This window comes from Vibrio parahaemolyticus (assembly GCF_900460535.1).
GTDB classification, from domain to species: Bacteria; Pseudomonadota; Gammaproteobacteria; order Enterobacterales; family Vibrionaceae; genus Vibrio; species Vibrio parahaemolyticus.
Genome location: NZ_UHIL01000001.1, coordinates 2,340,251 through 2,362,122 on the forward strand (window position 1 = coordinate 2,340,251; position 21,872 = coordinate 2,362,122).

Annotated in this window: 23 protein-coding genes; 4 read left to right on the forward strand and 19 right to left on the reverse strand. The window is 44.2% G+C overall.

The annotated features are described in order from the left end of the window. Positions 1-28: 28 nt before the first annotated feature. Positions 29-982, reverse strand: coding sequence for a chemotaxis protein CheV (locus DYB02_RS12075; RefSeq protein WP_005494587.1), 954 nt, complete (start codon positions 980-982; stop codon positions 29-31). A 288-nt stretch (positions 983-1,270) separates the two neighbouring features. Beyond that, entirely contained in the window at positions 1,271-2,488 is a 1,218-nt protein-coding gene (gene mlc / locus DYB02_RS12080; protein ID WP_005494578.1) for a sugar metabolism global transcriptional regulator Mlc, read from the reverse strand. 421 nt (positions 2,489-2,909) lie between these two features. Between mlc and pyk the strand changes: the two genes are divergently transcribed. Next, positions 2,910-4,352, forward strand: coding sequence for a pyruvate kinase (gene pyk / locus DYB02_RS12085; protein ID WP_005453949.1), 1,443 nt, complete (start codon positions 2,910-2,912; stop codon positions 4,350-4,352). A 68-nt stretch (positions 4,353-4,420) separates the two neighbouring features. Here pyk and DYB02_RS12090 read toward each other — a convergent pair whose 3' ends face one another. Continuing rightward, on the reverse strand, positions 4,421-5,572 hold the full coding sequence (locus DYB02_RS12090; protein ID WP_005453952.1) for a patatin-like phospholipase family protein: 1,152 nt from the start codon (positions 5,570-5,572) through the stop codon (positions 4,421-4,423). A gap of 30 nt (positions 5,573-5,602) precedes the next feature. Next, positions 5,603-5,695, reverse strand: a complete 93-nt coding sequence (gene cydH / locus DYB02_RS12095; RefSeq protein WP_005494575.1) for a cytochrome bd-I oxidase subunit CydH — start codon at positions 5,693-5,695, stop codon at positions 5,603-5,605. A gap of 127 nt (positions 5,696-5,822) precedes the next feature. Here cydH and DYB02_RS12100 point away from each other — a divergent pair, with 127 nt between their 5' ends. The 3 genes from DYB02_RS12100 (at position 5,823) to DYB02_RS12110 (ending at position 8,449) form a co-directional block, all read left to right on the forward strand. After that, positions 5,823-6,413 (forward strand): putative outer membrane beta-barrel protein, encoded by a 591-nt coding sequence (locus DYB02_RS12100; RefSeq protein ID WP_005494573.1) that lies wholly within the window; start codon positions 5,823-5,825, stop codon positions 6,411-6,413. A 477-nt stretch (positions 6,414-6,890) separates the two neighbouring features. Further along, positions 6,891-8,357 (forward strand): sodium-dependent transporter, encoded by a 1,467-nt coding sequence (locus DYB02_RS12105; protein WP_021822374.1) that lies wholly within the window; start codon positions 6,891-6,893, stop codon positions 8,355-8,357. Next, positions 8,354-8,449: a MetS family NSS transporter small subunit gene (locus DYB02_RS12110; RefSeq protein ID WP_005494570.1), complete on the forward strand. Its 96-nt coding sequence runs from the start codon at positions 8,354-8,356 to the stop codon at positions 8,447-8,449. The genes DYB02_RS12105 and DYB02_RS12110 overlap by 4 nt, the downstream gene beginning before the upstream one ends. 66 nt (positions 8,450-8,515) lie before the next feature. On the opposite strand, the gene DYB02_RS12115 is transcribed toward DYB02_RS12110, so the two are convergent. The 15 genes from DYB02_RS12115 to yceD form a co-directional block, all read right to left on the reverse strand. Next, complete coding sequence (locus tag DYB02_RS12115) at positions 8,516-8,917, reverse strand: hypothetical protein (RefSeq protein WP_005453959.1); 402 nt, start codon at positions 8,915-8,917, stop codon at positions 8,516-8,518. A 288-nt stretch (positions 8,918-9,205) separates the two neighbouring features. Continuing rightward, a complete protein-coding gene (gene ptsG, locus DYB02_RS12125) occupies positions 9,206-10,636 on the reverse strand; it encodes a PTS glucose transporter subunit IIBC (RefSeq protein WP_005453963.1) in 1,431 nt (476 codons plus the stop codon). 445 nt (positions 10,637-11,081) lie between these two features. Continuing rightward, on the reverse strand, positions 11,082-11,849 hold the full coding sequence (locus tag DYB02_RS12130; protein WP_021823170.1) for a TatD family hydrolase: 768 nt from the start codon (positions 11,847-11,849) through the stop codon (positions 11,082-11,084). Next, positions 11,840-12,802, reverse strand: a complete 963-nt coding sequence (locus DYB02_RS12135) for a DNA polymerase III subunit delta' (protein ID WP_029806290.1) — start codon at positions 12,800-12,802, stop codon at positions 11,840-11,842. Before DYB02_RS12135 ends, DYB02_RS12130 begins: the two co-directional genes overlap by 10 nt. A gap of 24 nt (positions 12,803-12,826) precedes the next feature. Continuing rightward, a complete protein-coding gene (gene tmk / locus DYB02_RS12140; protein WP_020841031.1) occupies positions 12,827-13,459 on the reverse strand; it encodes a dTMP kinase in 633 nt (210 codons plus the stop codon). Next, the gene (gene mltG / locus DYB02_RS12145; RefSeq protein WP_029806292.1) at positions 13,456-14,472 is read right to left on the reverse strand and encodes an endolytic transglycosylase MltG; all 1,017 of its coding nucleotides are present in this window, start codon (positions 14,470-14,472) and stop codon (positions 13,456-13,458) included. The genes tmk and mltG overlap by 4 nt, the downstream gene beginning before the upstream one ends. Beyond that, positions 14,469-15,287 (reverse strand): aminodeoxychorismate lyase, encoded by an 819-nt coding sequence (pabC, locus tag DYB02_RS12150; protein WP_029845797.1) that lies wholly within the window; start codon positions 15,285-15,287, stop codon positions 14,469-14,471. The genes mltG and pabC overlap by 4 nt, the downstream gene beginning before the upstream one ends. Positions 15,288-15,393: 106 nt before the next feature. Continuing rightward, positions 15,394-16,644 carry a beta-ketoacyl-ACP synthase II gene (gene fabF, locus DYB02_RS12155; RefSeq protein WP_005482767.1) on the reverse strand — a complete coding sequence of 417 codons (1,251 nt, stop codon included), beginning with the start codon at positions 16,642-16,644 and terminating at the stop codon, positions 15,394-15,396. Between the two features lie 93 nt (positions 16,645-16,737). Then, positions 16,738-16,971, reverse strand: coding sequence for an acyl carrier protein (gene acpP / locus DYB02_RS12160; protein WP_004406112.1), 234 nt, complete (start codon positions 16,969-16,971; stop codon positions 16,738-16,740). Positions 16,972-17,216: 245 nt separating this feature from the next. Beyond that, positions 17,217-17,951 carry a 3-oxoacyl-ACP reductase FabG gene (fabG, locus tag DYB02_RS12165; protein ID WP_005494558.1) on the reverse strand — a complete coding sequence of 245 codons (735 nt, stop codon included), beginning with the start codon at positions 17,949-17,951 and terminating at the stop codon, positions 17,217-17,219. 34 nt (positions 17,952-17,985) lie between these two features. Further along, positions 17,986-18,909, reverse strand: coding sequence for an ACP S-malonyltransferase (fabD, locus tag DYB02_RS12170; protein ID WP_015297035.1), 924 nt, complete (start codon positions 18,907-18,909; stop codon positions 17,986-17,988). A gap of 76 nt (positions 18,910-18,985) precedes the next feature. Then, complete coding sequence (locus tag DYB02_RS12175) at positions 18,986-19,936, reverse strand: beta-ketoacyl-ACP synthase III (protein ID WP_005490641.1); 951 nt, start codon at positions 19,934-19,936, stop codon at positions 18,986-18,988. 5 nt (positions 19,937-19,941) lie between these two features. Continuing rightward, positions 19,942-20,967, reverse strand: coding sequence for a phosphate acyltransferase PlsX (gene plsX / locus DYB02_RS12180; RefSeq protein ID WP_005490633.1), 1,026 nt, complete (start codon positions 20,965-20,967; stop codon positions 19,942-19,944). 10 nt (positions 20,968-20,977) lie between these two features. Then, positions 20,978-21,148 (reverse strand): 50S ribosomal protein L32, encoded by a 171-nt coding sequence (gene rpmF, locus DYB02_RS12185; protein ID WP_005396978.1) that lies wholly within the window; start codon positions 21,146-21,148, stop codon positions 20,978-20,980. 59 nt (positions 21,149-21,207) lie between these two features. After that, a complete protein-coding gene (yceD, locus tag DYB02_RS12190; protein ID WP_029805597.1) occupies positions 21,208-21,732 on the reverse strand; it encodes a 23S rRNA accumulation protein YceD in 525 nt (174 codons plus the stop codon). Positions 21,733-21,872: the final 140 nt, after the last annotated feature.

A 21,872-nucleotide genomic window follows, 5' to 3' on the forward strand; every position in this document is an offset into this window, starting at 1 on the left:
CCTCCCTTTGTTTACATTTATTGATGAGTTAGGCGTTTGTAGAAAGCACCTGACGTAAACGATCCTGTGCTACTTCAACTAACAAATCTGGCTGGAATTTTGAGATAAAACGATCACAGCCTACCTTTTGCACCATCGCCTCGTTAAAGCTACCGCTGAGTGACGTGTTCAACGTGATGAACAACTTCGACATACGAGGATCGCTACGAACTTCGTGAGTCAATTTGTAACCATCCATCTCTGGCATTTCAGCGTCCGTGATCATCATTAACAGCTCTTTTTCAACGTCACGACCTTCATCACACCAACGTTTGAGCACCGTTAATGCCTCTAAACCATCTCGGCACTCGATGATGTTCATACCCAATTGAGAAAGGGTGTCACGTACTTGGTTTCTTGCTGTCGAAGAGTCGTCTACGATAAGAACGTTACGTCCAACCATCGACTGCGATAAGTCGTGATCTAAGATATCTTCTGAGATAGTGACATCATAATGAACGATTTCCGCCAACACTTTCTCAACGTCAATAATCTCAACGATTTGAGAAGTATCACCATCTTTCACTTGGGTGATAGCTGTGAGGTAGTTAGAGCGTCCAGAAGTCGATGGCGGCGGCTGAATTTCAGTCCATGCGGTATTGATGATGTTACGTACCGGACCAACAAGGAAACCCTGCACCGAACGGTTATATTCCGTCACGATCAAGTTTTCTTCTTCCGCTTCTCCACGAAGAGGAGGAAAACCAATCGAACAACGTAAATCAATCACAGGTACGGCCTCACCTCGAAGAGAAGCAACACCACGGATGTTGTAGTGTGAGCCAGGCAGCTTAGTCAACGGCGGAAGCTTTATCACCTCTTTCACTTTGAACACATTAATCGCAAATAACTGACGACTGTTTAACGTGAACAGCAAAAGTTCCAGTCGGTTTTCACCCACTAAGTTCGTACGCTGATCAACCGTATTTAAAACTCCGGACATACTACTACCTAAATTCTGAACGATTATTTTTCACTCTTTATTGGAAACCTTGCTGAGAATACAAGGCGACGTTTTTTAATGAGTGTATAGATATCTAAGTAAACTCAATACGTTAGCTTGATACGTTTAACATCATGAGCCAAATTAGATATAAGTGCAAATTACATCAATGACGTGCACATAGCAATGCACTGCTGCTCAGATTCGTCATTTGATGGCTTTTTAAGATCAAAAAAGGGTGCGCTCTTGAGCCACACCCTAAATCAAATTAAAGATAGAAAGAAGTGATTAACCTTCCACCACCTTCATTAACAACTGCCCATCATACAGAGCTTGTTTTATCAGCGCAGCGCCCGGCATCGTCGCTTGTTTATAAAAGCGAGATTCCACCAGCTCAAGATCTTGGTGATAAACAGGCAAACTTTGTTCTTCAATACAACGGCGAACGGCTGGATAAAGCACCTCTTTCGCTTGGTTAATTACCCCACCAATCAAAATCTTTTCTGGGTTAAACAAGTTGATCACGATAGCAATTGCAGAACCTAAATAGCGTCCCAATTTTTCAATCACATCAACCGCGAGAGGATCGCCATTTGCCGCAGCTTCACAGATACTTTCGATACTCATCTCTTCTTGAGCCGCGAGAATAGAAGCTTCACCTTCAGAGATGCGTCTTACCACTTCTTCACGAATCGCTTGCGAGCTGGCAACCGTTTCTAAGCAACCAATGTTGCCACAGTGACATCGCTTCCCGTTGGGATCAATTTGAATATGCCCTAGTTCACCGATATTACCGTGGCGGCCTTGAAGAACTCGCCCATCAAGAATGATACCGGCGCCTAAACCATGGTGAATCGAAATAAGAACAGAGTTGTCATTTTCTTGGGAATGACCAAAGAGCTTTTCAGCTAAAGCCCAAGCACGCGTATCGTTGGCAATAAAGACCGGCAAACCCGTCGCTTTGTAAATCTCTGGCCCCAAAGCAAGGTTTTCGACGTTATAGTGAGGCATTTGCAGCACCACGCCCTGCTCAGAGTTTACAAGACCTGGAAGCGTAATCGCGATGCTAGTAACACGATCGAGTTGATCGGCATACGTCTGAAAAAAATCGTCAATTTCGTAGAGCAGACGCTCAAGAACATCGTCTTGGTCACGTTCATGAATTTCGATTTTGGTATCGATCAAGACATCGCCACCCAACTCATGCAGAGCAATAGTCAGATAGCCACGACCTAAACGCATCGACAGAAACTGCCAACCTTCGTTGTTAACTTGTAGGCCTACGGCAGGACGACCACGACTTGTCGCCTCTTGTACGGTAGTTTCATGAATCAAGTGTGCTTCGATTAATTCTCGAGTGATTTTGGTGATACTCGCAGGCGCAAGCTCACTTTGCTTCGACAAATCAATTCGAGAAATTGGACCTTTTAGGTCAATAAGTTTATATACACGACCAGCATTGACCTGTTTGATATGATCAATATGGCCCGGTTGAGCCATGTACATCTTGCACTCCGAAATTCTATAACGAGACAATTTTTTTACTTTGCGAAGTAATTGTGAAGTGAATTAATAAATCCCCGTGACAAGCATCACGTATAAACATGTTTGTTTGTGTATTCAATCAAATAACGGGAAATCTACTCCTGTTAAATTGTTTGAAAAATAACTTATTTTATTCTTCAAATTAGGAGAGCAACATAAGCGACCACAGAGCATCCCTACAAAGAGGTTTTCGCTAACTCGTTAGTCCTCTATGTATTATCCGTCTGTTTTAGCGAGTGTCACTCTTCATGCAAACAATCTGTGCATATACTTATACCTAACTGGCATCGAGCTTAGAAAATACTGACCTCGACAGTGGTTAGATTAAGTAAGAATAAAATTTGAGTTACTTTGTCCTACACCTGCATTCTTCGGAGAATCTATGACTTCCAAATTAAGAAGAACGAAAATTGTCACCACTCTTGGCCCTTCAACTGATAAAGACAATGTGCTGGAGGAGATCATTAAAGCTGGTGCGAACGTCGTTCGTATGAACTTTTCTCACGGTACAAGTGAAGACCACATTCAACGCGCTAAAAAAGTACGCGCGATTGCCGCAAGATTAGGGCGTCAGGTTGCCATTCTTGGCGATTTACAGGGACCTAAAATTCGTGTTTCGACCTTTAAAGACGGTAAAATCACACTCAAAGTCGGCGATAAATTCACACTAGATAGCGACTTACCAAAAGGCGAAGGGAACCAAGAATCCGTTGGTTTGGATTACAAAGAACTGCCTCAAGATGTTTCACCGAACGACATTCTACTGCTTGATGATGGCAGAGTTCAATTGCAAGTCACCAGCGTAGAAGGAAATAAAGTCCATACCCGTGTGACCGTTGGTGGCCCATTATCCAATAACAAGGGCATCAACAAAAAAGGCGGTGGCTTATCAGCCGATGCACTCACGGAAAAAGACAAAGCTGACATCATCACAGCCGCAGAAATTAAGGTCGACTATTTGGCCATTTCTTTCCCACGCAATGGCGAGGACATGCACTATGCCAGACGCTTGGCCCGGGATGCCGGCTTAGAAGCAAAACTCGTCGCAAAAGTAGAACGTGCAGAAACCGTCGCCACGAGCGAGTCGATTGACGATATCATCCTAGCTTCTGACGTCGTGATGGTCGCTCGCGGCGATTTAGGCGTTGAGATTGGCGATCCTGAGCTGATCGGTGTTCAGAAAAAACTCATTCGTCGAGCTCGAAGTTTGAACCGCGTTGTCATTACTGCAACTCAAATGATGGAATCGATGATCAATAGCCCAATGCCAACGCGTGCAGAAGTCATGGACGTAGCAAACGCCGTTTTGGATGGCACCGATGCCGTGATGCTGTCTGGAGAGACCGCTGCCGGTCAATATCCGGTAGAGACCGTGAAATCAATGGCGGATGTCTGTATTGGCGCAGAAAAGATGTCTGAAGCAAGTCTATCGACCTACCGTCTCGACCGCACCTTTGAAACAGCAGAAGAGACCATTGCAATGGCAACCATGTACTCAGCGAACCACATGGAAGGCATTAAAGCGATGATTGCATTAACAGAGTCAGGAAGAACTGCTTTGATGATGTCACGCCTAAGCTCGGGTTTGCCGATTTTTGCTTTATCGCGTAACGAATCGACGCTCAACCGCGCAGCGTTATATCGTGGCGTGACGCCAGTGTACTTTGATGCGAAATGCGATGCGGGCTTACCAACCGCTCAAGCCGCAATTTCCAGCCTCAAAGATCAAGGTTACCTACATGAAGGTGACTTAGTGATCATCACTCAAGGTGACGTGATGGACGTCGTTGGTTCAACCAACTGCATGCGTATTCTGCCAGTCTAACGTAATAGAAATGCTAAGGGCTCCAGTGGAGCCCTTTTTTGTTTATCGCTTAGGTGACTTACGCTAGCTTAAGCACTTTCTCTACCTTCAAGGTCCATATTCAGTTGATCGTATAACTGAACCAGATTAAACCCGGCTTGCAAGCCCAATTGATAATCATGTTCTAACGCTTCTGGTTCACTCAGGAGTGAAGAAGATTTCAAGCCCTCTTTGGGCGCAATTTGCAAAATAAACGTGTCGTCCGGTGGGTTTGATAAAAACGCCTGCGTTAGCTCAAAGGTCTGATAGTGAATCATCAGCATATCGGCCAAGCCAGAATCAAAATTCTCACCAATCAAATGGCTTAATCGATACAAATTATCAGCACCAAATAACCAACGACCACCGTTGAGAAGCATTTTCCCAGTTAACTTAGACTGGTGCGCAGTATTAATTTTTTGTTGGAAGAAAGACGTCCAGTCAGACTTCCATTGGCTGACTTTTTGTTGCCAAGATTGCTGCACCGAGTTTATGGATTCGCGATACCATTCTACTGGCACGTCTCCGATTTCACTTTGCGCCCTCGCCTCTATCTCAGAGAAGGGTTCTGTGCGAATCACAATAATGTTGCGCGCATTTTGTCGCCACGCTTCTTGAACCGGAATCGAGGCGGAAACACCACCATCCACAAACTTTTGCCCATTTACATCGACAGGGCCATGGTACAACTTAGGAATCGCACAAGTGGCTAGCATGGTGTGGAACCAATCGTCCCCAAGAATCGGCAAATACTGATCGGATAAATTTTCCACGTTCGTAACGGCTGCAAACGCCCCTCTTCCAGCCAAGGTCTTACGCCCTAAATCGAGATCCAGTTTGTAAGGAAAATCTTGGATTCTTTCTAGCGCCCACTCAAGACTCAAGTATTGTTGCTTACGAATGTAGCGGAAAAGATTAAAAAACTCAGGAGAAGTAGTCAGTTCGGTAATGAACGCTTTACCCATGCCATGTTGACGACATAAATACGAGCAAAGGTTTAGAGCACCTGCAGAAGTGCCGTAAAACTCATCGAAAGGATCGAAATTAGAAAGGAGTAGTGCGTCCAACACTCCAGCGGTAAAAATCCCTCGCTGCCCTCCTCCTTGTGTGACTAGAGCAGTTTTGCCATGTCTAAAGTGCTCATAAACTTCTATATCGAGCTCTGTATGGCTTTCGGTGATTATACCGCTGTTACGTATCATCGGCTCACGCCAGTTTTCTGATGCTTATTGTTAGGCCGTCGTAATCGCAATAATTCCGAACGACAAAAGCACTGCGAAAACACTGACGACAATGATTAGTGCGGATTTTAGATCGTGTTCCATAAACGCCTCCTTGACCTGTAACAAATTAATAACACCAGTGTGAAACATGTTCAAGATTTGGTTAATTTAGTCGCGCGATTTTGACTAAGCCATCACAATTAGCTTAGTCATAATAAGGAGATAGGACATGAAGAATAAACTCAGTTGGCTAGTTGGGGGCATGTTAATGAGCTGCGCATTGAGCGCACAAGCAAATGTTATCGTAACCCCATTTATTGGCTTTACTGGCGGCGGGCAAGTCGAAGATGAAAACAAAAACACCTATGACATAGACCCTGCCCTCAGTTACGCCTTATCAATAGAAACACCTTTTGAAATGGGAAAAATCGGCCTTTTCTATTCTGCACAACCGACAGAACTCAAAGAGTTGTCGAACTCCGCCGATATCCATTATTTACAATTCCAAAGCAGTATTTACTATCCCCTCGCTGAAGGTTGGCAAAGCTATGTAGGGTTGGGGGTTGGCGGGTCTTACACCGACGTCGACTGGGCTGATAAAAAATACGGTTTTTCTGCCAGTGCTTTTGCCGGGTTAGAGTACGCATTTTCAAAAAACTTTGCTCTAACGGCACAAGTACGCTGGTTAGGTACGGTCGTAGATAATGACACATCTGGTGCATGCACTTTGCCATCTGATGGTTCAAGCTGCATCATCAAATTCGATACTGATTGGATGAACCAATTTCAGTCAAACGTAGGCTTTAGTTTTCGCTTTTAACTGAGGCAAATTAACCGGAACATTATCTATAGGGTGTGCAAAAGATAGTCGTACGCCCTAAATGATAAAAATAGTCCATAAGACCATTCAAATAGCAATATAGCAGTCATTTATTTCACTAAACCGCCTAACCAACCTTTCAGATCACCTATTTTCTCACTATTTAACAACATTAAAACCACACAAAACACTACTGTTAACATTTAGAATCTATTGCGCTCTGTATTATTAGAAGTTAGTCTGAATAACGAAAACAGATAAATATTTCAGTTTTATCAAACACACATCAACATAATAAGAGTTAATCTCTAACTTCTCTTACGTTAGGCAAAACATAACTCTGCAAATTAATGACAAGTTAGAATTTAGGATCATAAAACTGACGGATAACAGTTGTCCTTTCTTTTAACAATTTAGCAGGGATTGCAGATCAACTGAGAGAGCTTCATTCCTTAGGGAGTCGTATAGGAGTCAGATATGAAGCGAGAACAATGGGGATCCCGTGCAGGATTCATCTTAGCAGCAGTCGGGTCAGCCATCGGATTGGGTAACATTTGGCGTTTCCCATACATGGCTTACGAAAACGGTGGCGGCGCATTTTTTATTCCTTACCTTTTTGCCATGATCACTGCCGGTATCCCATTCATGATCCTTGAGTTCAGTATGGGACAAAAATACCGTGGTTCAGCACCGAAAACACTAGCAAAAATCCATTCGAAGTTTGAATGGCTTGGCTGGTTCCAAGTTGGCGTTGCTGCTGTTATTGCCGTTTACTATGTTGCGGTAATTGGTTGGTCTATCTCTTACTTTGGTATGTCGTTTACTCAAAGTTGGGGAACCGACACTAACGCGTTTTTCTTTAGCGAATACCTAAAGTTAGGTGATAACTCACCAACAAACTTAGGCGGTATTCAATGGAAAATTGCTATAGCGATGACCATTGCTTGGGCTGTTACTTACATTGCCATTGCAAGTGGCGTTAAGTCCGGCATCGAACGCGCATCAAAAATCATGATGCCAATCCTATTCTTGATGGTTCTATTTCTGATCGGTCGCATGGTATTCCTACCCGGTGCACTCGATGGTGTGAACTATATGTTCGACCCCGATTTCAGCAAGATTTGGGACGTAAAAGTATGGGCTGCCGCGTATGGTCAAATCTTCTTTACCCTAAGTATCGGCTTTGCAATCATGTTGGCCTACTCAAGCTACTTGCCTGAGAAGTCTGACATCACAAACAACGCCTTTATGACCGTACTGATCAACTGTGGTTTCTCTATCCTTGCAGGTATCATGATCTTCTCTGTATTGGGTTACATGGCTCAAGAGCAAGGTAAACCACTAACAGAAGTTGTCTCTGCTGGCGTAGGCCTTGCCTTTGTGACGTTACCTGCGGCAATTAACCTATTGCCAGCGCCTTACATTCTTGGCCCGCTGTTCTTCTTTGCGCTTGTTGTGGCCGGTCTAAGTTCACACATCTCGATTATGGAAGCAGTGACGTCAGCCATTATTGATAAGTTAAAGTGGAGCCGTAAGAAAGCAGCAAATGTGGTAATCGGTACTGGCTTTGTTGTGTCAATGGCATTTGCGACCAACGGTGGCCTACTGCTACTAGACTTAGTCGACCACTTTGCAAACAATGTTGGTATTATGGTTGGTGGCTTGATTGAAATCGTATTGATGGCTTGGTTGCTAAATCGTGTACCAGAAGTACGCGGCTACGTGAATGAGCGTTCTGATTTCTCTATCGGTCAATGGTTTGAGATTTGTTTACGCTTTGTAACACCAATCATGTTAGCAATCATCTTGGCAACTAAGCTTTATGCTCTATTTACAGAAGGCTATGGTGGCTACGATCTAACTCTAGGTTGGGCAATCATTGCCGCACTCTTTATCTTTGGCTTACTTATCAACGCAGCAAACCGCAAGGAGGCAGTAAAATGACCGTTAGCGCAATCATTATGATGGTTCTTGGTTTGGGCATCACTTGGGGTGGTGCAGCTATCTGCATTAAACGTGCGATGAACAAACAGTAAGATTGAAATTCCGTCTTAATCAGAAACAAAATGCCGGCATCTATGCCGGCATTTTTTATTTGAGAGCTAGAAGCTGTATTTCACACCAACTGCCCCACCCAACTGTAAGTCAGGGCCTTTATAGAGATCGAGCTCAGGATGGATCTGCGCATAAACGTCCCACCCTTTCGATAGGTCCCAGTTCACGCCAAGTGGAACACGAATACCAAATTCGTCATCCCACTCATACCAGCCACCAACCCCGACATACCAAGTGATTGGCATATTCTGGTCAAACGCACCACGCTTCGCAATATAGTCGAACGCCATGCCATCGTTGCCAATGATACCTCGATATTTGTTGTCAACTTCCACAACCACGCTCAATTGCTGGTCTACTGCCATACCGACAGACAGATTAGCAGGCTCGTTAGCCGCCATTGCCGAGCTAGAAATAAGACCCACTGCTAAGATAATTTTATTCTTCATACACGTTATCAATTCTTAAAAAAACATCGTGCATAATTCAAACATGTTCAATATTTGTTATGTCATCAGCGAGTAAACGATTTGTACGAAAAAGCCGACAAAAGTAAAGATGAGTTTGAGATCACAAGGTTCAATAAGGTGAGCCTAGGCCGTACTTATGAAACCAATAGGCAAAAAATATAGGCAAGAAAGTCAGGCAGGTAGGCAATAGATAATAAGTTATTCAGCAATATCCAAAAAACAAAAAAGGAGGCCTTAGCCTCCTTTCAAAACAATGAATGTTGGGGATTAACCGTGGTTACGGATCCACTCATCCATTTCAGTTTTTAGGTTGTCAGACTTAGTACCGAAGATAGCCTGAACACCACCTGCAACAACTACAACACCAGCAGCGCCAAGTTGTTTTAGTTTGTCTTGGTCAACCGCAGCAGTATCTGCAACAGCAACACGTAGACGAGTGATACATGCGTCTAGACCAGTGATGTTTGCTTTGCCGCCGAATGCTGCAACAAGCTCACCTGCCATGTCTGAACTAGAAGTCGCCGCAGCTTCTTCAGTTTCATCTTCACGACCAGGAGTTTTTAGGTCAAGAGCTGTGATTACTGCACGGAACACTACGTAGTAGATTACTGCGTAAACTAGACCAACAGCGATCATCAGACCCATCTTCTGAGCGTTACCAGATAGAACTAGGAAGTCGATCAGACCATGAGAGAAAGATGTACCGTGTACAAAGCCTAGAGTGTTAGCAACGATGTATGCAGAACCAGCTAGTAGAGCGTGGATACCGTATAGAACAGGAGCAACGAATAGGAATGAGAATTCGATTGGCTCAGTAATACCTGTTAGGAATGAAGTCAGAGCAGCTGACGCCATGATACCCATTACTTTCGCGCGGTTTTCAGGTTTAGCACAGTGAGCAATTGCGATTGCTGCAGCTGGTAGACCGAACATCTTGAACATGTAACCACCCGCTAGCTGACCGAAGCCATTACCAGCAGCACGAGATGCTTCATCAGCAACTAGGTAACAAGTTAGAACGCCGTGTTGAGTTTCGCCTGCTGCGTTAACACAAGTACCAGCTTCGAAGAAGAAAGGTACGTTCCAAACGTGGTGTAGACCGAATGGGATTAGTGAACGCTCAACAACACCGTAGATACCGAATGCTAGTTGTGGGTTTTGGTGCGCAGCCCAGTCAGAGAATGCAGAGATTGCACCGCCGATTGGTGGCCAAATTACAGAAAGAATTACACCAAGGATGATCGCTGCAAAACCAGTGATGATTGGCACTGCACGCTTACCTGCAAAGAAGCCAAGGTATTCTGGAAGTTGAATTTTGAAGAAACGGTTGAATGCCCAAGCAGCAACACCACCGACAAGGATACCACCTAGTACACCTGTATCGATTTTTTCAACGCCCATTACGCCAGCCATAACACCTAGTGTTGCTGTCATGATGCCGTAACCAACAATAGCAGCTAGACCAGCTACACCATCGTTGTTTGTGAAGCCTAGTGCAACACCTACAGCGAATAGAAGTGCCATTTGGCCGAATACTGAACCACCAGCTTGTTCCATAAGGTTAGAAACGATCTCTGGAATAAAGCTTAGGTGGGCAGCACCAACACCTAGTAAAATACCTGCAACTGGTAAAACTGATACTGGAAGCATCAGCGCCTTACCAACTTTTTGCAGGTTAGCAAAAAGGTTCTTAAACATGTTTATGCTCCTGATAAATTTATAAGTATTATTTGGGCACTAACGGCACACCCCCGTAGCCTAAAGGTTAGCACCCAATGAAAATGTAACCACAACTGCATTATATTTTCCGGCTCTAAATATATATTGATGACCCTCAAACTTTCCACACAGTTACGAAATTTAGTTTCAAAACAAGTCTTAGATCACACCCAAAAACGGTCAATGAAAAGGTTTGCATTTAACTTATATTACTGTTTTATAAAGATTTTATTATTTATATTATTAATTTTAAGGCGTAAATAAAATACAGAACAATGTTATTTTTAGTAACAAAATTACATTTGTGAAATTTGAATGTTATTGAATCAACATTTTTCGTAAACATTAAAATGAAGAGTACATCTGACGTATTTGCAAACAAAAAAAGGAGCTTTCGCTCCTTTTTAATACCGGATGTCATTTTTTATCGCAAAAAAAGATTTCGGAAGTTTTCGGTGGTTTTATGCGCAACCTCAGACAGTGCACATGACTTAAGTTGCGCAATATACGCGGCAACCTCGACAACATAAGCCGGTTGGTTCTCTTTTCCTCGATGAGGAATTGGAGCCAAGTATGGTGAGTCGGTCTCAATCAGCAGTCGCTCTAATGGCAACGCTTTCACCACTTCTTTCAACTCGGTTGCTTGACGAAAAGTCACGATACCTGAAATCGAGATATAAAAACCCAAATCCATAGCAGCTTCGGCAAAGGGAAGATCTTCAGTAAAACAATGAATGACACCACCACATTTCTCTGCACCACCATTACGTAAAATGTCCAATGTATCTTCACGCGCATTGCGGGTGTGAATAATAAGCGGCTTGTTCAGTTCAACCGCCAACTCAACCTGCTGTTCAAAACGCTCTTTTTGAAGTACCGCTGTTTCTGGTTTGTAATGGTAGTCCAATCCAGTTTCGCCAATAGCAACGACTCTTTCGTGGCTAGCATGGCGACGCAACGTCTCCATGGAAAACGCACTCTCAACATCCAATGGGTGAACACCACAAGAAGCGTACACATTCTCGTAAGGTTCGATCATCTCCAACATATTAGGAAATGAGTCTAACGTAACACCTACAGATAGCAGCTCTTTTACGTTAGCTTGCTTTGCTTTGTTAATAACGTCTTCAATATTGATATGAAGATCATCGTAATTCAATTTGTCTAAATGACAGTGCGAATCTACGAACATAATGCCTCTCGTGATTCAATTAACCAGTTCATTGATAGTAGCTCAAGGTTCAAACCCGGAAAGGTTTGCATTTGCGCTTTGAGCTCCATGAGTTTCTTTGTTGATGCATACAACCCATCGTAATGATGGGGCTGAAATTTCGCGGCACCAGGCAGTATACCTTCGTCTACAACACCAAACTGCGCCTTCTGAGCATCCGTCAATAACAACCATGCCCAATCCAGCGCTTGGTCTGGATTTTTTGCCATTAACGATGCACATTTGGATACATCAGACGTCGGAAATAACAGTGTTTCAACCAAACAACGTTCGAAAGCCGAATACTCCTCTAGCTCACCATTTTTCAACGATTCAAGCGTTTTTAATGGAGAACCCATATTCAGTTTCAGTGCGAAAGCCGGTACTTGAGACAAGCCTTGCTCCCCTATCCACTGCATAGCTTGATCGGTTGAAGGCGGCATCACAACCCAATGCTGGCATCGGCTACGAATCGTCGGTAGCAATCTTTCTTGATTATGAGTGACCAGCAAAAACAAACATTTTTCGCCCGGTTCTTCCAGCGTTTTTAATAGCGCATTAGAAGCGGATTCATTCATCGCATCGGCTGGCTCAATCACAAACAAACGGTAACCATTCAGCTGAGAAGATTCATGAGCTAGACGATTGCAAGCGCGAATTTGGTCAACCGTAATCGCCTTGCCTTCTTTCTCTGGCTTAATCCAGTGCAAATCTGGATGGCTTTGAGATTTCGTCAGTTGACAGCTATGGCAAAAACCGCAAGCTTCACTGCTGTAGTTTTGACAAAGAAGTGCATGACTAAAAAACTCAACAAGCTTTTCTACTGCCAAGCCTTTATCACTTTGCAGCAATAAAGCTCCAGGAATTCGATCTGAATCCAACCCAGATTTGAGGTTCTCCCATGCTGGCTTTAGCCAAGGAAAATCATTAAACATGCGTAACCTATATTCGCTTTTTACTTACTGGCGAGACAACCATTCGTTCAAGGCGTCTTGAATATCACGAGACACTTCTTCAATCGATTGTTCTGCATTGATCACAACAATCGACGGATCAGCATTGGCGATTTCCAAATAACGCTCACGAGTGCGCTCGAAGAAGCTGATATCCATCTTTTCAATACGGTCTAGCTCGCCACGACCACGAGCGCGCTCAAGACCGATACAAGGGTCGATATCCATATAAAGTGTAAATGCGGGCTTAAAGTCACCCAACGTAGTGTCACGAAGGTTTTTCATGAGTGACGCATCAATTTGACGGCCACCACCTTGGTAAGCTTGTGATGACAAGTCATGGCGATCGCCAACAACCCATTGTCCGTTTGCAAGCGCTGGCTTAATCACATTCTCAACCAGTTGAACACGCGCGGCGTACAACAGAAGCAACTCTGTCATGTCTTTCAACTCTTCGCCTTCATGCTCTTCCTTGACTAAAGCGCGCATTTTCTCGGCAAGAGGTGTCCCACCAGGTTCACGCGTGTTAACGATGTTTTCGATTCCCGCTTGTTTGAGCGTGTCCAAAACCGTTTTAATCGCAGTGCTTTTCCCCGCGCCTTCAAGGCCCTCTACGACAATAAAGTTTGCTTTCATCATTTGTTCTTTCTTAGTTCTCTTAAATAGGCTCGAACAGCACGATTGTGCTCAGCAAGTGATTTCGAGAAAACGTGTCCGCCCGTCCCACTTGCTACAAAATATAAGTAATCACTGCTTTCTGGGTTTAGTGCAGCTTCAATAGAGGCTTCTCCGGCCATTGCAATAGGTGTCGGCGGCAAACCATTAATAACGTAGGTATTGTATGGTGTTGGGGTGCGTAGGTCTTTCTTACGGATGTTACCATCGTAAGCATCCCCCATTCCGTAGATAACGGTCGGATCCGTTTGAAGTCGCATACGTTTATTCAAACGGTTAACAAACACAGAAGCAACACGTTCGCGTTCTGAATCAATCGCCGTTTCTTTTTCGATAATCGAGGCAAGGATCAGCGCTTCATACTTGTCTTTGAGAGGCAGCTTCTCCTGACGAGCGTCCCAGTTCGCATCCAGTATTTTATTTAATTTGGAATGTGCACGCTTTAGCAACTGACTTTCGCTCGCACCAGCGGTGTAGTGGTACGTTTCAGCCAAAAACAAGCCTTCAAGCTTATCACGTTCAATACCAAGCTTCTGTGCCATCTCTTTTTCTGACAACCCTGAAAGGTCGTGTTGAACATACGGTGCGCTTTGAAGTTGCTCTAACCACTCAGAAAAACGACTACCTTCAACAAACGTGATGGCAAATTGATGTTCTTTGCCTGTATTGAGTAGCTCTAACGCCTCGTAAAGCGATACATTTGGCTCGAGTTGGTAAGTGCCGGCTCGCACTTGAAGAAGCTCTGGGTAAAGATGGGGCATTAAGCGAGTGTAATCAGACGCTTTTACGATGTTCTCTTTCACCAAATCGCGCATTACACGATGAAAGCTTGTGCCGTTTTCGACAGTGAACAGTTGAGGTTGCTCAATTAAAATTGGCAAGTTAACGTATTGCTTTGTTTGTGAAACAACGTAAAAAAACCCTGCTGCGCTTATCACAGCGATCAGCACAACAAAAGCCAACAGTTTTTTAATCACGTATTTAAATTCCCTTGCAGTCGTTGAGTCAGTTTTCCTATCGGAAAGACAGTTTTGTGGTTATTGGAGGCTGTAATGCTCGTGACAGGTGCAACACCTAGTAGTGAGTTGCACATCCATACTTCATCCGCAGAAAGCAGTTCCATCAGAGAAAAGTCCCCTACTTCAACTTCGGTATTATTGGCCTCAAAAAATTCAAGCACCTTGCGACGCATCACGCCTGCGACGCCAGACAAATTTAAGCTAGGCGTATAAACCTTGTTATCTTTAACCCAAAAAAGGTTTGCCATTGTAGTTTCAATGACATGATTTTGCACATTTAACGTCACTGCATCGGCAAAGTTAGAGTGATCAATTTCAGCTTTCGCAAGCACTTGTTCTAAGCGATTGTTGTGTTTATGCCCTGCCAGCAAAGGCTGAATTCCGAGACGGGTTTCGCATACCCCCAGATTCACCCCATTTTGTTGCCAGTCGACATAATGGACAGGAAATGCAAAGTTCGAGATGGTCACCATTGGGCCCTCAATGCCCTTAGTGCCATACCCTCTTCCACCGATTCCGCGGCTAATGTGAATTTTGATTCCAGCGTGTTCATCTTTCAGGGTAGCCAAGTGAGCCCACTCGGAAACTATACTCCAGTCAGGTAAAGGAATATGAAGTGTTTTGAGACATGCTTCCAAACGTTCAACATGCGCTTGCCAATACCCTAGCTCGCCGTTTTTAGTCTGGATAGTAGTAAAGCAACCGTCTCCATATTGAAAAGAGCGGTCACCTAATGAAACCTGTGTTTGTGGAACTCCATTTACCCAAAACATTAGAACACCCTTAGGTTACAGACGACAAATAAAAGAAAACGGCTCAATGCTAAGCATCGAGCCGTTAGAATACAAGTTTCGCGGTCTTAAAACCTTATTAGAGATTTTACTCAGCGAACTTTTTGAAGATCAAAGAACCGTTTGTACCACCAAAGCCAAACGAGTTACAGATTGCGTATTCCATACCTTCAACTTTGCGCGCTGTGTGTGGCACAAGGTCAATGTCTAGACCTTCTTCTGGATCATCAAGGTTAATCGTTGGTGGAACGATTTGGTCAACCAAAGACATAATCGTGATGATAGCTTCAACTGAACCAGCAGCACCCAATAGGTGACCAGTCATTGACTTAGTTGAAGAAACAAGAACTTGTTTTGCACCCTCTTCACCAAGAGCACGTTTCACACCCTTGATTTCAGCAACGTCGCCAGCAGGAGTAGATGTACCGTGAGCATTCACGTAACCTACTTGAGTACCCGTGATGTTCGCATCACGCATTGCGGCTTCCATTGCTAACGCACCACCTGAACCATCTTCACTTGGTGAAGTCATGTGGTAAGCATCACCAGACATACCAAAGCCAACTAGCTCTGCGTAAATCTTAGCGCCACGTGCTTTCGCATGTTCGTATTCTTCAAGAACCATCACGCCAGCACCATCACCTAGAACGAAGCCGTCACGGCCTTTATCCCATGGACGAGACGCCTTTTGAGGTTCGTCATTGCGAGTAGAAAGTGCTTTAGCAGCACCGAAGCCTGCCATACCAAGAGGCGTAGAAGCTTTCTCTGCACCACCAGCAACCATCGCGTCTGCATCACCGTATGCAATCATACGAGCAGCGTGGCCAATGTTATGTAGACCTGTAGTACATGCAGTAGAGATCGCGATGTTTGGACCACGAAGACCACGCATGATAGACAGGTTACCCGCAACCATGTTTACGATGGTCGAAGGAACAAAAAATGGGCTAACTTTGCGAGGACCTTTCTCAACCAGTGCTGAGTGACCAGTTTCAATGAGGTCTAGGCCGCCAATACCTGAGCCGATTGCAACACCAACTCGAGGCGCGTTTTCTTCGGTAATTTGTAAGCCAGAGTCATCTAGCGCTTGGATACCCGCTGCAATGCCGTACTGGATGAATAGATCCATTTTACGAGCATCTTTTTTAGACATGTACTCTGTGCAATCGAAATCTTTAACAAGACCTGCAAAACGAGTTGAGAAGTTCGTAGTATCGAAGTGTTCGATATTTACGATACCGCTTTTACCTTCAAGCAGGGCTTTCCAAGATGATTCTACTGTGTTGCCTACCGGTGACAACATACCCATGCCAGTGACAACTACACGACGCTTGGACACGATATAATTCTCCGGGAATTGAATATTTCTATGAGAGGATAGAAGAAGTTAGAAAGAACACAGGCGGTCTAGGAGACCGCCTGGGAGAGATAATTACTGAGCGCTGTTTACGTAGTCGATTGCAGCTTGAACAGTAGTGATCTTCTCAGCTTCTTCATCAGGAATCTCAGTGTCGAATTCCTCTTCTAGAGCCATAACTAGTTCTACAGTGTCTAGAGAATCAGCACCTAGATCATCAACGAAAGAAGCTTCGTTTTTAACTTCTGCTTCGTCTACACCTAGCTGTTCAACAATGATTTTCTTTACGCGTTCTTCGATGTTGCTCATTTTTCTTTTCCTTTACAGATTTCGCCTAATGCGATGATTCCGTAGTTTATTCGAACTATTGAAAGTTGCAAGGGGGTCCTTGCTGGTCAAACCACAAAATTAGCGAATTTAACCGAATTTCAATACATTTTTGACTTAAATCATGCACAAATCTTGCGCATAAGCATGACAAGTTCATGACAGTTAATTGCAACTATAGGCTATTTTTCACAATGTAAAATAGCTAAATTTGCACGAACTGTGCATTAAACCATGTACATGCCACCATTTACATGCAAAGTTTCACCAGTAATGTAAGCGGCTTCAGGTGAAGCTAGGAAAACTACTGCTGATGCAATTTCACGAGGATCACCCAAGCGACCAGCTGGCACGTTCGCCAACGTTGCTGCACGTTGGTCATCATTTAGCGCCTTAGTCATGTCAGTTTCGATGAAACCAGGTGCAACTGTGTTAACAGTTACGCCACGAGAAGCCACTTCACGAGCCATTGATTTGGTAAAACCAATCACGCCCGCTTTTGCTGCTGCGTAGTTAGTTTGACCCGCATTACCCATAGTACCTACAACAGAACCTACGTTAATGATACGACCCGCGCGTTTTTTCATCATTCCACGCAGAACCGCTTTAGACATGCGGTAAATAGGCGTTAGGTTTGTGTTGATGATGTCGTTCCACTCATCGTCTTTCATGCGCATTAGTAGGTTATCGCGAGTGATACCTGCGTTATTCACTAGAATATCGATCGCACCAAACTCATCGTTAATGGTTTTTAGTGTTGCTTCAATAGACTCAACGTCAGTGACGTTAAGCGCTAAACCTTTACCATTTTCGCCTAGGTATTCGCTGATCGCAGCCGCGCCGCCTTCAGACGTTGCGGTACCAATAACGGTGGCACCGCGTTCAACAAGAAGCTCAGCAATCGCACGACCAATGCCACGGCTTGCGCCAGTCACTAGAGCGATTTTACCTTCTAGATTCATCATGTTGTGTTTTCCTTTTCTTATCGTGAAAGAATTATTTAGCGGCTTCTAACGACGCCACATCGTTAACTGCTGCTGCACTTAGTGTTTTCACGATACGTTTTGTTAGACCTGTCAGAACTTTGCCCGGGCCAAGTTCAAGAAGGTTTTCTACACCTTGTTCACTCATTAGCTGTACGCTTTCAGTCCAACGAACTGGGCTGTATAGCTGACGAACAAGCGCGTCTTTGATTTTTGCAGGGTCAGTTTCAGCTGCCACATCAACGTTATTGATAACTGGAAGTTGTGGTGTGTTGAATTCGATAGACTCTAGCGCTACTGCTAGTTTATCTGCTGCTGGTTTCATTAACGCGCAGTGTGAAGGCACTGACACAGGAAGAGGAAGAGCACGTTTCGCCCCAGCTTCTTTACACAGTGCGCCAGCGCGCTCTACTGCATCTTTACTACCTGCGATAACAACTTGACCAGGAGAATTGAAGTTTACTGGAGAAACGACATCGCCTTGCGCTGCTTCTTCACACGCCTTTGCAATCGCATCATCATCTAGACCGATGATTGCATACATTGCGCCAGTACCCGCAGGAACCGCTTCTTGCATTAGCTTGCCACGTAGTTCAACCAATTTGATTGCTTCTTTAAAGTCAATCACGCCAGCGCACACAAGCGCTGAGTATTCACCGAGACTGTGACCCGCTAGGTTTGCTGGTTGTTCTAGACCAAGCTCTTGCCATACGCGCCAAATAGCGACAGAAGAAGCAAGCAATGCAGGCTGAGTACGGAAAGTTTGGTTTAGATCTTCAGCAGGGCCATTTTGAACAAGCGCCCATAGATCGTAACCTAGTGCGTCAGATGCTTCTGCAAATGTTTGTTTTACTACGTCATATTGTTCGCCTAGATCAGCAAGCATACCTACAGCTTGAGAACCTTGACCTGGAAATACGATAGCAAACTTGCTCATGTTGTTTTCCTTTAAGCAATGTAAAAAGAAATAAGATGCACGTGAGTGCACCTTAAATTTTGAATTCTCGCGAAACTTAGAATTTCACCAGAGCAGAGCCCCATGTGAAACCGCCACCGAATGCTTCAAGTAGCAACGTTTGTCCACGCTTAATACGGCCATCACGAACCGCTTCATCAAGCGCTGTCGGAACTGTTGCTGCCGACGTGTTACCGTGTCTGTCTAATGTGACAACAACTTGGTCTAGTGACATTGACAGTTTTTTCGCCGTCGCTGAAATAATACGGTAGTTCGCTTGGTGCGGCACTAGCCAGTCTAGCTCAGACTTGTGCATATCGTTTGCTTCAAGCGTATCTTTAACGAGTTTAGACAGTTGAGTTACCGCAACTTTGAATACTTCGTTACCAGCCATATGAAGCCATTTATCAACATCTTTACCACGCTCTGGTACAGGTAGACTTAATAAATCACCAAATTGGCCATCCGCGTAGATATGCGTAGAGATAATGCCAGGCTCTTGGCTTGCACCAACAACAACTGCACCCGCACCGTCACCAAACAAAATGATCGTTGAACGGTCAGTTGGATCACACGTTTTAGACAGTGCATCTGCACCAATCACCAATACGTTTTTACACATACCTGATTTGATATGTTGATCCGCAACAGACAATGCGTAAACAAAACCAGAACAAGCAGCGGCTAAGTCGAAAGCCGGACAACCTTTAATGCCAAGCTTTGCCTGCACCTGACACGCAGATGAAGGGAAAGTATGGCTACTGCTCGTGGTAGCAACGATAATTAGGTCGATATCATTTTTATCAATGCCGGCCATATCGATAGCGTTTTCAGCTGCGTAGAATGCCATGTCCGCAACAGTTTCGTCTTCTGCTGCAATTCGACGCTCTTTAATACCAGTACGAGCTACGATCCACTCATCACTTGTATCTACCATTTTCTCTAGGTCTGCGTTAGTACGCACTTGAGATGGCAGGTAGCTGCCAGTACCTAAAATTTTGCTATACATGAAGACTAATAATGCCTCTCGAGTAAAACCGCTTCCAAACGATCGCTAATACGGCTTGGTACTTGTCGTTTGACCTCGTGTACTGCCTCGCCAAGTGCATTGACAATCGCAGATACATCCGCACTTCCATGGCTTTTTATGACAATGCCGCGCAATCCTAGCAAACTTGCGCCGTTATACTGGTCGGGGTTCAGTGTTTTTAGTTCATTAAATAGCCGAGAAAACAACTTTCTAGCAATCCAACCCTTTATCGTCGATGCCATCATGCTGGTTTTTAGTTTTTCGATAAAAAGTTGTGCTGTTCCCTCGCTGGCTTTTAAGCATACGTTGCCAACAAATCCATCACAAACGATGACATCGGCTACGTCATGCAAAATTTGATTACCTTCAATATAACCAACAAAATTGATAGCGTCGGTTTGAGAAAGCATTTCTGCACAGCGTTTAACTAAATCGTTCCCTTTAATTTCTTCTGCACCAATATTAAGTACAGCAACGCGAGGAGGACGACATAGGTGTTCTTCTGCTAATGCACTGCCCATCACGGCAAACTGAAACAGACTGTCTGCGTCACAAGACACATTCGCACCAAGATCTAACATCCAAGTACGTTTGCCACTGATGGTGGGTAAAGCTGAAACTAAAGCAGGCCGCTCTATACCGGGAAGCAACTTGAGGATAAATCGCGACAGCGCCATTAATGCGCCGGTGTTGCCGCCACTTACACAAGCATCCGCTTCTTGGTCAGAAACCAGATCAATTGCCATACGCATAGAACTGTTTTGACTATTGCGTAATGCTAAAGACGGTTTTTCTGAGTTCGAGATAACTTTCTCGCTATGAAGAATAGTCAAGCGGGAACTGGTAGAGGTACCGAGTTGAGATAATTGAGATGTGATCAGGCTTTGATCACCTATAAGAATCACTTTTAGCTCTGGGAAATGAGACAGTGCCTGCACGGCGGCAGGCACTGTTACGCGTGGACCGAAATCCCCGCCCATTGCATCAAGTGCAACGGTAATACTTTGCAAAGGTTCAACCTTACTTGTTGATAACCTTTTGACCACGGTAGTAACCTTCAGCAGTTACGTTGTGGCGTAGGTGAGTTTCACCAGAAGTCGCGTCTACAGATAGTGCAGCTGTAGTTAGCGCATCGTGTGAACGACGCATACCGCGCTTAGAACGAGTTTTACGGTTTTTCTGTACGGCCATTGACCCTACTCCTATACTATTGGGTTAAAAACCTAAAGAAGAAGCGGCTACCACACCAGTTACTTTTTCAGATTTTTCAAAACGTCGAATGGATTCGGTTTCTTTTCCTCAATTTCTTCAGGAAGCTCACCAAAAACCATGTTATTTGAATCAACGCTACAATCCGCTTCATCGTGCATCGCAATTTGAGGTAATGCTAAGATGAACTCGTCTTCAACCAGTTGTACAAGGTCTAATTCACCGTACTCATTTAGATCTACCAAATCATAAATTTCTGGTGCTTCCTCTTCCGTCTTCTCACCGTAGTAAGGAGTGTAAAGGAATTCAACTTCACACGCGTGTGTGAATACCTCATTACAACGCTGACACTCTAATTCGACTTCGATGTTAGCTTTACCAGAGATAACAACAAGTCGCTGTTCATCTATCTCAAATGACAATGAGACTTCTGCGTCGCGTTTTACGCCTTCAGTTGCTTCCGCTAAGCGCTTGAAAAGACTAGCTTGGATGATACCATCGTAATCTAATCGTTTCTGTGCGGACTTTGCTGGATCAACCGTTCGCGGTATTTTTACCTTTTGCATAGGGCGCGAATATTATCTTCCAAATCAAAATTAGTCAAAGAAAAAGGTAAAAAAGTTGTACTTTTTTACGCTTAACATACAGAGCATTAGCCATAATCAATTTTGATCGATTATCCTATTGGAAATGCTTGCGTGAATTG

Excerpts from the sequence above, each read along its gene's own strand:
- ptsG (WP_005453963.1), bottom strand. The coding sequence starts at position 10,636 with ATGTTTAAGAACCTTTTTGCTAACCTGCAAAAAGTTGGTAAGGCGCTG.
- DYB02_RS12105 (WP_021822374.1), top strand. The coding sequence starts at position 6,891 with ATGAAGCGAGAACAATGGGGATCCCGTGCAGGATTCATCTTAGCAGCA.
- DYB02_RS12090 (WP_005453952.1), bottom strand. The coding sequence starts at position 5,572 with ATGATACGTAACAGCGGTATAATCACCGAAAGCCATACAGAGCTCGAT.
- DYB02_RS12075 (WP_005494587.1), bottom strand. The coding sequence starts at position 982 with ATGTCCGGAGTTTTAAATACGGTTGATCAGCGTACGAACTTAGTGGGT.
- DYB02_RS12175 (WP_005490641.1), bottom strand. The coding sequence starts at position 19,936 with ATGTATAGCAAAATTTTAGGTACTGGCAGCTACCTGCCATCTCAAGTG.
- acpP (WP_004406112.1), bottom strand. The coding sequence starts at position 16,971 with ATGAGCAACATCGAAGAACGCGTAAAGAAAATCATTGTTGAACAGCTA.
- rpmF (WP_005396978.1), bottom strand. The coding sequence starts at position 21,148 with ATGGCCGTACAGAAAAACCGTAAAACTCGTTCTAAGCGCGGTATGCGT.
- DYB02_RS12100 (WP_005494573.1), top strand. The coding sequence starts at position 5,823 with ATGAAGAATAAACTCAGTTGGCTAGTTGGGGGCATGTTAATGAGCTGC.
- tmk (WP_020841031.1), bottom strand. The coding sequence starts at position 13,459 with ATGATGAAAGCAAACTTTATTGTCGTAGAGGGCCTTGAAGGCGCGGGG.
- pabC (WP_029845797.1), bottom strand. The coding sequence starts at position 15,287 with ATGTTTTGGGTAAATGGAGTTCCACAAACACAGGTTTCATTAGGTGAC.
- DYB02_RS12110 (WP_005494570.1), top strand. The coding sequence starts at position 8,354 with ATGACCGTTAGCGCAATCATTATGATGGTTCTTGGTTTGGGCATCACT.
- fabD (WP_015297035.1), bottom strand. The coding sequence starts at position 18,909 with ATGAGCAAGTTTGCTATCGTATTTCCAGGTCAAGGTTCTCAAGCTGTA.
- DYB02_RS12135 (WP_029806290.1), bottom strand. The coding sequence starts at position 12,802 with ATGTTTAATGATTTTCCTTGGCTAAAGCCAGCATGGGAGAACCTCAAA.
- cydH (WP_005494575.1), bottom strand. The coding sequence starts at position 5,695 with ATGGAACACGATCTAAAATCCGCACTAATCATTGTCGTCAGTGTTTTC.
- pyk (WP_005453949.1), top strand. The coding sequence starts at position 2,910 with ATGACTTCCAAATTAAGAAGAACGAAAATTGTCACCACTCTTGGCCCT.
- DYB02_RS12115 (WP_005453959.1), bottom strand. The coding sequence starts at position 8,917 with ATGAAGAATAAAATTATCTTAGCAGTGGGTCTTATTTCTAGCTCGGCA.
- yceD (WP_029805597.1), bottom strand. The coding sequence starts at position 21,732 with ATGCAAAAGGTAAAAATACCGCGAACGGTTGATCCAGCAAAGTCCGCA.
- DYB02_RS12130 (WP_021823170.1), bottom strand. The coding sequence starts at position 11,849 with ATGTTCGTAGATTCGCACTGTCATTTAGACAAATTGAATTACGATGAT.
- fabG (WP_005494558.1), bottom strand. The coding sequence starts at position 17,951 with ATGAATCTAGAAGGTAAAATCGCTCTAGTGACTGGCGCAAGCCGTGGC.
- mlc (WP_005494578.1), bottom strand. The coding sequence starts at position 2,488 with ATGTACATGGCTCAACCGGGCCATATTGATCATATCAAACAGGTCAAT.